The organism is Allochromatium vinosum DSM 180, from assembly GCF_000025485.1.
GTDB classification, from domain to species: domain Bacteria; phylum Pseudomonadota; class Gammaproteobacteria; order Chromatiales; family Chromatiaceae; genus Thermochromatium; species Thermochromatium vinosum.
In genome coordinates, this window is sequence record NC_013851.1 from 1842573 (window position 1) to 1855346 (window position 12774).

At 65.7% G+C, this 12774-nt stretch carries 5 protein-coding genes and 2 tRNA genes; 3 read left to right on the forward strand and 4 right to left on the reverse strand.

The window, feature by feature from the left end; translation table 11 throughout:
- Positions 1 to 182 precede the first annotated feature (182 nt).
- Positions 183 to 3731 carry a hypothetical protein gene (locus ALVIN_RS07875; protein ID WP_012970798.1) on the forward strand — a complete coding sequence of 1183 codons (3549 nt, stop codon included), beginning with the start codon at positions 183 to 185 and terminating at the stop codon, positions 3729 to 3731.
- A gap of 95 nt (positions 3732 to 3826) precedes the next feature.
- Here the strand turns inward: ALVIN_RS07875 and ALVIN_RS07880 are convergent.
- From ALVIN_RS07880 to rnr, 4 genes are all read right to left on the reverse strand, one after another.
- A tRNA-Val gene (locus ALVIN_RS07880) sits at positions 3827 to 3901 on the reverse strand.
- Positions 3902 to 3973: 72 nt separating this feature from the next.
- The gene (gene purL, locus ALVIN_RS07885; protein WP_012970799.1) at positions 3974 to 7867 is read right to left on the reverse strand and encodes a phosphoribosylformylglycinamidine synthase; all 3894 of its coding nucleotides are present in this window, start codon (positions 7865 to 7867) and stop codon (positions 3974 to 3976) included.
- A 48-nt stretch (positions 7868 to 7915) separates the two neighbouring features.
- Positions 7916 to 8659, reverse strand: coding sequence for a 23S rRNA (guanosine(2251)-2'-O)-methyltransferase RlmB (gene rlmB, locus ALVIN_RS07890; RefSeq protein WP_012970800.1), 744 nt, complete (start codon positions 8657 to 8659; stop codon positions 7916 to 7918).
- Positions 8652 to 11072 (reverse strand): ribonuclease R, encoded by a 2421-nt coding sequence (rnr, locus tag ALVIN_RS07895; protein ID WP_012970801.1) that lies wholly within the window; start codon positions 11070 to 11072, stop codon positions 8652 to 8654. Before rnr ends, rlmB begins: the two co-directional genes overlap by 8 nt.
- Positions 11073 to 11189: 117 nt before the next feature.
- Between rnr and ALVIN_RS07900 the strand changes: the two genes are divergently transcribed.
- Together ALVIN_RS07900 and purB are read left to right on the forward strand one after the other, a co-directional pair.
- A tRNA-Leu gene (locus ALVIN_RS07900) sits at positions 11190 to 11276 on the forward strand.
- A 118-nt stretch (positions 11277 to 11394) separates the two neighbouring features.
- Positions 11395 to 12762, forward strand: coding sequence for an adenylosuccinate lyase (purB, locus tag ALVIN_RS07905; protein WP_043796116.1), 1368 nt, complete (start codon positions 11395 to 11397; stop codon positions 12760 to 12762).
- The last annotated feature ends 12 nt before the right edge of the window (positions 12763 to 12774 follow it).

A 12774-nucleotide genomic window follows, 5' to 3' on the forward strand; every position in this document is an offset into this window, starting at 1 on the left:
CTATGATGACGCGCAGCGCCACTGGAATCCGGGACGGATCCGTTCAAAACGATTGATTATACCCCCGATTCCCTGTCCGAACAGCGCTTTGGCGCTATCGCTCACTCCATCGTCCGGCTGGCGCGACATCCGATTGCTCGTTGACTCCAAGATCCGACGCCTTTCCTAGAGTGCCTGGAGCCATGTCCCGTCCGCCGCCGACAACCGCCGAGTCCGCCGCGAAGGAATTTCGTGCGAGCGTCTTCAAGCCGGCCGAAGGCATCTTTCTGTTTCATCCGCGTGCACTCGAGCGCCTGGTCGCCGAGCATCTCGAACCCTTTGGCTGCACGGGTTCCATTCCCAGCCTCGGCTATCACGTCATGTCGCGCGAGGATTTCCTGAGCGCGCTGGAATACGAGAATCCCGAGGCCCTGGTGGTCATTGAGGGACTCACTCTGCCTGAGTACGTGATCCTGCTGCCGATCCCGCTGGAGCTGCACCTGGAGCACGAGGATTTCATCGGCCTGCTGCGCGAGTATTGGGCACGTCGCTTCGAGGGCGAGATCGCGCGCGCCTGGCAGATGGCGCGTGATCGCGATCGCGACAGCATACGCTTCGGCGCGGCGCAATTGCGGGCGCTGATCGGCGAGATCGCCCTGGACGAGGTACGCGACGTCCTCACGCGCGATGGTGTGCTGCCAGCGGGGCTGGATGACACCTGGGTCTGCCGGGCCTTCGTCGCGCTGGTCATGCGGCTGCGTTATTTCAGTCCGGGTGCGCGCGGTCATTTCTTTCCGGCCATCCACGACTGGCGCGCGCTCGATGCCTGGATCCGCGACAGCGGTCTGGATCTGCCGCCGCCGAGCCTGGATGGACCGCTCCCGGCACTGCTCGAAGCCTCCTGTCCGGACCCACGCTGCGGACATCCGACCCGACTGCCGTTGCTGCCGTCCGGATTTCCCTATGGCAAATCGGACGCGGATCTGGAGATCCACCGCTCGACGCGGGCGCGTTCGGCCAAGCCGGATTCACCCGCGCTCGAGCCTGAGCCGGCCGTGGATGGGGGGGCGCTGCTCCAGCCTGGATTCCAGCCCCAGGGAACGTTCATGGACCGGTGCGTGGCGGCATTCCATCCGGCGCCGCGACCCGGCCGACACGATTGGCTGGCGCGCCTTCAGGATCTGGCGCTGACACTGATCGCGATCGTCCTGGACCCACTGCTTGCGCTGTCGAACCGATTCCGGCCCCGTGATGCGTCGGGTCCGGCACGCGGTCTGCGCCTAGCGCTCTCTCTGCCGCTGTTCACCCTGGCCATCCGGCGCGCCCGGCACGCCGATCGAGCCGAGCACTACGCCGCCGCCATCGCGCATCTGGCCGTGGCGCGGCGGCGTTTCCTGTCCATGGGGGTCGTCGGCGCGGCCGAAGCGAGCCGGGTGCTGTGGCTCATCGACCAGCGCCGTCGCGGCGCCGAGGAATCGCTGACCAACCGGCTGGCGTTGCAGTGGAAGCTCAATCCCGGCATGAGTCGCGATCTGAAGGCGCTGATCCAGCGGCTCGGTGACGCGATCCTTGATCGCGAGCCGGTCGCGCTCGATCTGTTCCGGGATTTGGAGCGCGTGCTGATCGAGAGTCGCGCCACCTACTATCAGCTCAACCTCATCGCTTGGCTGCGCGCGCGCGGGCGTGTTCCGGCACGCCAGATCCTGCCCTTTCAGGCCGATCTCAAGGCGCTGCGCCTGCTAGACACCGTCCAGAATCGACTGGAACGGCTCGGTTGGCCCACCGATGAGGCGGAGCGCTTCAACCGCCCGTTGAGCGCACTCTCCGGGCGCATCACCGAGCACCTGGAACACCAGCTCAAGCCGCACCTCAAGTGCGCCCTGGAAGAGGCCGGGTTCACCCCTCGCACCCACCGCGAGGAAGTCGCCTTCAACAAGCTGCTGCGTGAGCTGCTGGACGTCATCGAGCACCGGCGTCATCTCAAGTTCACCGACGTGCGCGACATCGTGGCGCGCAATCTGCTGCGTCTGCCCGATCTCACGCTCGACGAATGGCGCTCCGGCGACCGGCTGGCGCAGTTCGATCGCTGTGCCGAACGCGCCCTGCCCGGTCTCTATCGCCCCGGCGAGATCTATATCAAGGGACTGCAACGACTCGGTGCACCACTCTTCGGCACCCCCCAGGGCCGGCTGGCGCTACGCCATCTGATCCTGCCGGTCGGACTGGCCTTTCTCGGTCTCAAAACGCTCGATGTCCTCATCGGCATCCTGCCGACCCTGGAGGCGACCTTCAATCTGACCAGCCTCTGGCTGATCCTGGGACTCGGACTCCTGATCAATGCACTGGCCTACACCCGGGCCGGACGCATCGGCGTGCGGGTCTGTTGGCGCGTGGTCTGGTGGACGCTGCGACTGCTGCTGTTCGATGGTCTCAGACGGTTTCTGCGCTGGCCCCCGGTCAAGCGCATCCTGGAGACCGAACTGGTGCGGGGACTGGACCGCAATCTGCTCCGCCCCTTCCTGAGCGGAACGCTCCTGATGCTGCCGGTCATCGGGCTGGCCAGTCTCATCGAGGGCGGCCTGATCGACCTGAACCTCTCACTGGCTGCGCTGACGCTGATGCTGGGCGTGCTCATCCGCAATACACCCGGCGGACGGCGTCTGTTCGACGACCTCGTCAGTGCCGGCGGTCAGTTTCTGCGCCGAATCAACCAGACCCTGGTGATCGGGCTGATCCAGGAGCTGATGCTGTTCTTCAAGGAGGTCACGCGGCGCTTCCAGCAGGGGCTGCACCGGATCGAGGAGCGTCTGAGCCATCATCTCGGGGAGTCCTGGATGGCGCTGGCGCTCAAGGCGCTGCTGGTACCGGTGTGGCGCGTGCTGGAATGGCTGATCCAGTTCTATGTCACGGTCCTGGTGGAACCGCAGATCAATCCGATCAAGCATTTTCCGCTCGTCACCATCGCTCACAAGCTGATGCTGCCCTTCCTGCCGCTGATCACCTCGATCATGGTCGAGATGCTGGCTCCGGTCCTGCCGAAATGGATCGCCATTCCCTTCGTCACACTCACCGTGCTGCTGCTGCCGGGGCTGGCGGGGTTTCTGGTCTGGGAGCTGAAGGAGAACTGGAAGATCTATGCCGCCAATCATTCGCGCACGACCAACGGGGTGGACGTCAAGCCGGGGCTCTATGCGGTGCGGCGCGAGCATCTGGCGCTGGCGCCGATCGAGCCGGCCATCATCGGCGGGCATGGCGAGACGCTGCGCGGCTTTCTGCGGCGCGGCTTCCATAGCGGGACATTGCCCAAGTCCTTCGATCGTCTGCGGCGTGTGATGCGCCGGCAGATTCACAACGCGATCGAAGCGCCGCAGCGGCTGCGTGAGACTCAGCGTCACCTGACCGAGATCGAGCGCACCCTCGGGGTCTTCTGTGATCGCGAACTGGCCTATGCGCTGCGTCGCCGTTGCCAGGATCCGAACTGCGTTCTGATGAGCGTCTGGACACGGCGTCCGCGTCTGGCGACCACCTCGTTCGAGCTGACCCTGGATCTGCGGCTGAAACCGCCGCATGAGCGGGCGCGGATCGAGTTGCGGCTGTGTCTCTGTCTGCGCGAGCCGGATCTGCGCCTGAGCGTCGTCATGCTGGGTGATCGCGAGGCTTTGGGCGTGACCTGCCGCGAGCGGATCCGCGAGGACATTCGCGTGTTCGGCGCGCGGGCGGGCGCAACGGAGATCGGCATCGACCTGGGCTGATCAGGGTTGACGCCATAGCGCCAGCCGATATGCGGCATGCAAGGCCGCAAACATAAAAAAACCGGCTGATCAGCCGGTTTTTTTATGGACTTGATTGGTGGGCGCAGGTGGGATCGAACCACCGACCCCTGCCGTGTGAAGGCAGTGCTCTCCCGCTGAGCTATGCGCCCTGAACAGACGGCGAATGATAGCGATATTGGCGGAGCCTGACAAGCCCCGCCGCACTCGATCACATCACCCGATCAGCCGACCCAGACGCGCGCATTGCGGAACAGCCGCATCCAGGGACCATCCTGACCCCAGTCGTCCGGATACCAGGAGTTCTGGACGGCCCGGAAGACGCGCTCGGGATGCGGCATCAGGATGGTGACGCGCCCGTCGGTGGTGGTCAGTCCGGCGATGCCGTTGGGCGAGCCGTTGGGGTTGGCCGGATAGCGTTCGGCGATCTGTCCGTCGTTTTCGACATAGCGCGCCACGACCCAGGGTTCGGCCGCCGCCAGATGGGCCGCATCGCGGAACTCCGCCCTCCCCTCGCCATGGGCCACGGCGATCGGCATCCGCGATCCGGCCATGCCGGTCAGCAGCGCCGAGGGAGCCGCTTCGACCTGGAGCATGAGCGTGCGCGCCTCGAACTGCTCTGAGCGGTTGCGCACGAAGTGCGGCCAGTGGTCCGCACCCGGAATCAGCTCGCGCAGGTTGGAGAGCATCTGGCAGCCGTTGCAGACACCGAGCGCAAAGGTGTCGGCACGCTCGAAGAACGTCTGGAACTGATCGCGCGCGCGGGCGTTGAACAGGATGGTCTTGGCCCAGCCCTCGCCCGCCCCCAGCACGTCGCCGTAGGAGAAGCCGCCACAGGCCACCAAGCCCCGGAACTCGGCCAGATCCACGCGCCCGGCGATGACATCGGACAGATGCACGTCGACACAGGAGAACCCGGCGGCATGGAAGGCGGCAGCCATCTCGATCTGACCATTGACGCCCTGATCGCGCAGGATGGCGATCGGCGGGCGCGCGCCGCGTTCGATGTAGGGCGCGGCGATGTCGTCGTCGGGATCGAAGGTCAGGACCGCGTTCAGGCCCGGATCGGGTGCGCCGATCCGCGCGAAGGCTTCAGCCGCGCACTCGGGATCGTCGCGCCGCGCCTGCATCCGGTGGCTGGTTTCGGACCAGAGTCGTTGCAGATCGGCTCGGTCGGCCGTGAACAGGGTGCAGCAGCGATGACAGATACGGATCTGGTCACTGTCGTCGAGCAGACCGATCACCGGACTGAACTCGGCCAGCCCGTGGTACTCCAGGATCTGGAGTACGTCGTCGGTGTCGGTATGACGCACCTGGATGACTGCACCCAGTTCCTCGTTGAACAAGGCCGCGAGCGCGTCAGAGCCGATGGCGGCCAGATCGATGTCCAGCCCGCAATGTCCGGCAAAGGCCATCTCGCACAGGGTGGCCAGCAATCCGCCGTCCGAGCGGTCGTGATAGGCCAGGAGCAGCCCTTCGGCACGCAGTTCCTGGAGCGCGGCGCAGAAGCGCTTGAGCAATTCAGGGTCGTCGAGATCCGGCGTCTCGGTGCCGATCCGGTTGTAGACCTGCGCCAACGCCGAGCCGCCGAGCCGGTTGCGTCCACGGCCGAGGTCGATCAGGATCAGGTCGGTATCGCCCTGATCGGTACGCAGTTGCGGCGTCAGGGTCTCGCGCACGTCCTCGACCGGCGCGAAGGCCGAAACGATCAGCGACAACGGTGCGGTCATCTCGCGCCGCTCGCCTTCGGGCGTGTTCCACACCGTCTTCATGCTCATGGAATCCTTGCCGACCGGGATGGCGATCCCGAGTTCGGCGCAGAGCTCCAGACCGACCGCGCGCACCGTGTCGTAGAGCCGCGCGTCCTCGCCCGGATGCCCGGCCGCCGCCATCCAGTTGGCCGAAAGCTTGATGTCGCCCAGCTGCTCGATGTCAGCGGCGAGGATGTTGGTGATGGCCTCGCCGACCGCCATCCGGCCCGAGGCCGGTGCATTCAACAGCGCCAGCGGGGTGCGCTCGCCGATGGCCATGGCCTCGCCGGTGTAGCCGCTGTAATCGCTCAGGGTCACGGCACAGTCGGCGACCGGCACCTGCCAGGGGCCGACCATCTGCTCGCGCGCCACCAGTCCGGTGATGCTGCGGTCGCCGATGGTGATGAGGAAGCTCTTGTCGGCGACCGTCGGCAATCGCAGCACACGGGCGATGGCCTCGCTCAGCTCGATGCCGCTGGTGTCGAACGGCGCGCCGGGTGACGGCAGACGCTCGACCTCACGGCGCATGCGTGGCGGCTTGCCCAAGAGCAGCGAAAGCGGCATGTCGATCGGGCGCTCACCGCGCGCGGCGTCTTCGAGCGCCAAATGCTCGATCTCGGTCGCCTCGCCGACCACGGCATAGGGGCAACGCTCGCGCTCGCAGATGGCCTTGAACTCGTCCAGCTGCTCGGCGGCGATCGCCATCACATAGCGTTCCTGCGACTCGTTGCACCAGAGTTCCATCGGCGACAGTGACGGATCGTCGCTCGGGATCGCGGCCAGATCGAAGCGTCCGCCGCGTCCGCCGTCATGCACCAGTTCGGGCAGCGCGTTGGACAGTCCGCCCGCGCCGACATCGTGGATGAACAGGACCGGATTGTCCTCGCCGCGCGCCCAGCAACGGTCGATGACCTCCTGACAGCGGCGCTGCATCTCGGGGTTGGCGCGCTGCACCGAGGCGAAATCCAGATCTTCCGCCGAAGCCCCCGAAGCCATGCTGGAGGCCGCACCGCCACCGAGACCGATCAGCATCGCCGGCCCGCCGAGCACGACCAGCGGCGTGCCCGCCGGGAAGGGACGCTTCTCGACATGCTCGTCGCGGATGTTGCCCATCCCGCCTGCAAGCATGATCGGTTTGTGATAACCGCGCAGTTCGGTGCGGCCGTCCGGGCCGGGGATCGCCTGCTCGTAGGTGCGGAAATAGCCGGTCAGATTGGGCCGTCCGAACTCGTTGTTGAAGGCCGCCGCGCCGATCGGCCCCTCGATCATGATGTCGAGCGCCGAGACGATGCGTCCCGGCTTGCCGTGATCGACCTCCCAGGGCTGCTCGAAGCCGGGGATGCGCAGATTCGACACCGAGAAGCCGCACAGACCGGCCTTGGGCTTGGCGCCCTGCCCGGTCGCGCCCTCGTCGCGGATCTCGCCGCCCGAGCCGGTGGCCGCGCCCGGATCGGGAGCGATGGCGGTCGGGTGGTTGTGGGTCTCGACCTTCATCAACAGATGAATGGGTTCCTCGGACTCGCAGTAGACGCGCGTCTGCGGACAGGGGATGAAACGCCGTCCTTCCCAGCCTTCGAGCACGGCGGCGTTGTCCTTGTAGGCCGAGAGCACACCCTCGGGTGAAGTCTGGGTGGTATGGCGGATCATGGCGAACAGCGAATGGGTCTGCGGCTCGCCGTCGATCACCCAGTCGGCGTTGAAGATCTTGTGCCGGCAGTGCTCGGAGTTGGCCTGGGCGAACATCATCAGCTCGACATCGGTCGGATTGCGGCCGAGTGCGCTGAAGTTCTGGGTCAGATAGTCGATCTCGTCGTCGGAGAGCGCCAGCCCCAGTTCGAGGTTGGCCGCTTCCAGCGCCGGCCGTCCGGCACCGATGACATCGACCCGCTGCATCGGGCGCGGCTCGGCGGACTCGAAGAGCTGACCGGCCGAGTCCAGATCGAAGCGGACCACCTGGGTCATGCGGTCGTGCAGCACGGCGGCCGCCGCGCCCAGCACATGGCCGTCGATCTCGGCCGATTCGCTGGTCAGATAGTAGGCGATGCCGCGCTCCAGACGGCGGATCGTCTTCAGGCCGCAGTTGTGCGCGATGTCGGTCGCCTTCGACGACCAGGGCGAGATGGTTCCCGGTCGCGGCACCACCAGCACCAGGCGCCCCTCGGGTTCATGCGCCGGCAGACTCGGCCCATAGCGCAGCAGACGCTCCAGGATGGCGCGCTCCTCGGCGCTGAGTTCAGCCGTCACCTGGGCGAAATGCACATACTCGGCATAGGGCTGGATCGGGAACCCGGTCAGCTCGCACAGCCGGTCGGCCAGTTTCTGGAGACGGAGTTCGGAGAAGGCGGGCGCGCCACGGAGGACAAGCATCGGCGTTGCTCTTTAGGGACTTAGGTGATTGTCGACAGAAAAAGACGGCTAGGCGCGTCGTTGACGCAGGGCCTCGTAGAGACAGACGCCGGCCGCGACCGAGACGTTCAGGCTCTCCACCTGGCCACACATCGGCAGACGCACCAGACGATCGCAGCGTTCGCGGGTCAGGCGGCGCAGTCCGCTGCCCTCGGCGCCCATCACCAGCCCCAGCGGGCCGGTCAGGTCGGCGGCATAGAGTTCGTCGCTCGCCTCGCCGGCGGCGCCGATCAGCCAGATGCCGCGCTCCTTGAGCGCATCCATGACCCGCGCCAGATTCGTCACCTGCACATAGGGCAGCGTCTCGGCGGCGCCGCTGGCGACCTTGCACACCACGGGCGTCAGCCCGACGGCGTTGTCCTTGGGCGCGATGACGGCCTGGACGCCGACGGCCTCGGCGGTACGCAGACAGGCGCCGAGGTTGTGCGGATCCTGGACTTCATCCAAGAGTAGCAGGAATGGCGGCACATCGAGTCGATCGAGCAGCGCCGCCAGGTCGGATTCGGTGCGCGAGGACGGCACCCGAACCCAGGCGAGCGCCCCCTGATGGTTGACGCCGGCCGCCGCGCGTTCCAGCTCCGCACGCTCGACCTGACGCAGCCGGATACCGGCCTCGCGCGCCAGATCGGCCAGTTCCTGCAGGCGCCGGTCACGACGCGCCCGCTCCAGCCAGACTTCGTCCACGCCCTCGGCGCCGAACTTCAGTGCCGCACGGACGCTGTGGATACCCCCGACGGGCGCGCGCTCAGTCATCGCGCTTCACAGTGTTGGACGAACGCTTGCGCTTGGAGCGCGAACGCGATTTCTTGGGCGCAGGCTTGCCGGCATCGGTCAGGCCGCTTGAGTCGCTCTTGGCGGCGGCTTCCGAAGTCGGACGATCACCCGACGGCCCGCCCTGTCGCTTGCCACGCTTGGGCTTCGCATCAGCCGGCACCGGCTCGCCGCCCGGCTTCGGCCCGCGACGTCCGGTCTTGGCCATCGGTTCGGCGAGCACGAAATCGATCTTGCGGTCATCCAGGTTGACGGAGGCCACCTGCACCCGCAGCCGATCACCGAGACGATAGACCATGCCGGTGCGCTCGCCGTGCAGACGGTGCCCGATGGGGTCGAAGTGATAGAAGTCGTTGTCGAGTGCCGTGATATGCACCAGACCATCGACGTGGACCTCGTCGAGTTCGACGAAGATGCCGAACGAATTGACGCTGGTGATGGTGCCGTCGAACTTCTCGCCCAGCTTGTCCTGCATGAACTCGCACTTGAGCCAGTCCTCGGCGTCGCGCGTGGCTTCGTCCGCACGCCGTTCGGTGCCCGAGCACCACTCGGCGGCCTGTTGCAGCTCGGTCTTGGTGTAATCGAGATCCGAGGCCGTACCGCCGGCGATCAGGTGCTTGATGAGCCGGTGCACGACCAGATCCGGATAGCGCCGGATCGGCGAGGTGAAATGCGTATAGGCGTCGAAGGCCAGTCCAAAGTGCCCGGCATTGTCGGTGCTGTACATGGCCTGCTGCATCGAGCGCAGCAGCACGGTCTGGATCAGACGCCGGTCGGGACGCTCCTTGATCTGCTCCAGCAACGCGGCATAGTCCGCCGCTGTCGGCTTCTCGCCGCCCGGCAGTTTCAGCGCCAGTTGCGCCAGGAACTCGCGCAGATCGTTGAGCTTTTCCTGACTCGGCAGGTCGTGGATGCGATAGATGCCCGGCAGTCGCTTGCGCTGGAACTGGCGTGCCGCCGCGACGTTGGCGGCCAGCATGCACTCCTCGATCAGCTTGTGGGCGTCGTTGCGCACCAGCGGTACCACGGATTCGATCCGCCCCTGCTCGTTGAACAGGAATTTGGTTTCAGTGGTGTCGAAGTCGATCGCTCCGCGCTCGGCGCGTGCGGCCTGGAGCGCCTGATAGAGCTGATAGAGCTCGTGCAGATGCGGCAGGATCTCGGCGAAGCGTTCGCACAGCTCGCCATCGCCATCGACCACCATGGCCGCGACCTGATCATAGGTCAGCCGCGCCTGCGAGCGCATCACCGCCTCGAAGAAGCGGGTGCGTGTGACCTGACCCTCACGATTCACATACAGCTCGGCCGTCATGCACAGCCGGTCGACATGCGGATTGAGCGAACAGAGTCCGTTGGACAGCACCTCGGGCAGCATCGGGACGACGCGATCGGGGAAATAGACCGAGTTGCCGCGTGAAAACGCCTCGCGGTCGAGCGCGGTGCCGGGGCGCACATAGCTGGAGACATCGGCGATACAGACCAGCAGCTTCCAGCCCTTGGGCTTGCGCTCGCAGTAGACGGCATCGTCGAAGTCGCGCGCATCGGCCCCGTCGATCGTCACCAGCGGCAACTGACGCAGATCGACACGCCCTGTCTTGGCTGCTTCCGGTACGTCCTCGCTCAAGCCGGCGACCTCGGCCATGACCTCATCCGGCCACTCGACCGGCAGGTTGTGGGCGCGGATGGCGATGTCGGTCTCCATGCCGGGGGCCAGATGATCGCCGAGCACCTCGCGAATCCGTCCGATCGGCTGGGTGCGCTGGGTCGGCTGATCCGTGATGTCGGCCATCACGATCTGCCCCTGCTCGGCGCCTTCGAGCCGGTCGCTGGGGATGATGATGTCGTGGGTGAGCCGCTTGTGGTCCGGCACCACAAAGCCGACGCCACTCTCCTTATATAGACGTCCCACCACGCTGTGGGTGTTGCGCTCCAGGATCTCGACGACCGCGCCTTCGAGCCGCCCGCGCCGGTCGCGCCCGGCGACCCGCACCACCACCCGATCACCGTGGAAGAGCGCGCGCATCTCCTTGGGATAGAGATAGAGATCGTCCCCGCCCTCATCGGGCCGCACGAAGCCGAAACCGTCGGGATGCCCGATGACGCGCCCGGCGATCAGGTCGCGACTGTTGACCGGGCAGAAGGCCTGGTTACGATTGCGCACCAGTTGGCCATCGCGGACCATGGCCCCGAGACGGCGTTCGAGCGCGATCAGGTCCTGTTCGTCAGAGAGCGCGAGTGCGGCGGCGATCTCGTCGAACGCGAGCGGCGCGCCATGATTGGCCAGGGTTTCGAGGATGAACTCCCGGCTCGGGATGGGGTTAGCGTACTTCCTCGCCTCGCGTTGGCGATGGGGGTCCGCGCTCTTGGCAGGTGTGGCTGATCGGCGTTTGGTCACTATAGAGGAATCGTTGCGAAGAAAGTTGTTAGTTTACCCTTGACAGGGCCGTCCTGTCTCACTAATATGCGCGTCTCCACTGGGGGCGCGGCAAAAAAGCCAACGCAAACAGTGACTGCCGAGGTGGCGGAATTGGTAGACGCGCATGGTTCAGGTCCATGTGGGCGAAAGCTCGTGGAGGTTCGAGTCCTCTCCTCGGCACCAAAAATTCCGCAATCACCCATGAGGGTGATATCGAAAAGGCGCTGCATCTCAGGATGCGGCGCCTTTTTTTATGTGTCCGTTTTCGTTCAAGATCCTCGATTGGAGCCAGCCTATGTCGATGCCGCTTTCCACGCTCACCGCGATCTCACCGGTGGATGGCCGCTATGGAGCCCGCGCCGCGGACCTGCGCGCCATCTTCAGCGAATACGGACTCATCCATCACCGCGTCCTGGTCGAGGTGCGCTGGCTCCAGACGCTCGCCGCCCATCCGGGCATCCCAGAAGTACCGCCCTTCTCCGAATCGGCCAACCAGTTGCTCGACCGGATCGCCACCGAATTCAGCCTCACGGATGCCGAGCGGGTCAAGGAGATCGAGCGTACCACCAATCACGACGTCAAGGCGGTCGAATATTTCCTCAAGGAGCGCATCGCCGAGAATGCCGAACTGACGGCCGTCAGCGAGTTCATCCATTTCGCCTGCACCTCCGAGGACATCAACAACCTCTCGCACGGTCTCATGGTCCAGGCCGGACGCGAGCGGGTGCTGCTGCCGCAGATGGACGCCCTGATCGAATCGCTTCGCGCCCTCGCCCACCAATACGCCGATCAGCCGATGCTCTCGCGCACCCACGGCCAGCCGGCGACCCCGACCACGCTCGGCAAGGAGCTGGCCAACGTGGTGCACCGTCTGCGCGCCCAGCGCGCGCGGGTGGCCGAGGTCGCGCTGTTGGGCAAGATCAACGGCGCGGTCGGCAACTACAACGCCCATCAAGTCGCCTATCCCGAGGTCGACTGGCCGGCGCTGGCCCAAGATTTCGTCACCTCGCTGGGCTTGACCTGGAACCCCTACACCACCCAGATCGAGCCGCACGACTATCTGGCCGAGCTGTTCGACGCACTCGCCCGCTTCGACACCATCCTGATCGACTTCTGTCGCGACGTCTGGGGCTACATCTCGCTCGGCTATTTCAAGCAGCGCACCATCGCCGGCGAAGTCGGCTCCTCGACCATGCCGCACAAGGTCAACCCGATCGACTTCGAGAACGGCGAAGGCAATCTCGGCATCGCCAATGCCGTCCTGGAGCATCTGGCCGGCAAGCTGCCGATCTCGCGCTGGCAGCGCGATCTGACCGACTCGACCGTACTGCGCAACCTGGGCGTGGGTCTGGCCCATCTGAGCATCGCACTCCAGTCGATCCAGAAGGGTCTGAGCAAGCTGGAAGCCGACCCCGCGCGTCTGGCCGCCGATCTCGACGCCAACTGGGAAGTGCTGGCCGAGCCGATCCAGACTGTCATGCGTCGTCACGGCGTCGAGCAACCCTACGAAAAGCTCAAGGAACTGACGCGCGGACGGCGCATCGGTGCCGAAGCCCTGACCGCCTTCGTCGACACCCTGGAGATCCCGGATTCGGCCAAAGCCGAACTCAAGGCGCTGACACCCGCACGCTATATCGGTGAAGCCGCCGCGCTGGCACGCGCCATCTAAGCTCGACATCTC

Bases quoted from the DNA above. Each gene is read 5' to 3' on its own strand.
- ALVIN_RS07875 (WP_012970798.1), top strand. From the start codon at position 183: ATGTCCCGTCCGCCGCCGACAACCGCCGAGTCCGCCGCGAAGGAATTT.
- purL (WP_012970799.1), bottom strand. From the start codon at position 7,867: ATGCTTGTCCTCCGTGGCGCGCCCGCCTTCTCCGAACTCCGTCTCCAG.
- rlmB (WP_012970800.1), bottom strand. From the start codon at position 8,659: ATGACTGAGCGCGCGCCCGTCGGGGGTATCCACAGCGTCCGTGCGGCA.
- purB (WP_043796116.1), top strand. From the start codon at position 11,395: ATGCCGCTTTCCACGCTCACCGCGATCTCACCGGTGGATGGCCGCTAT.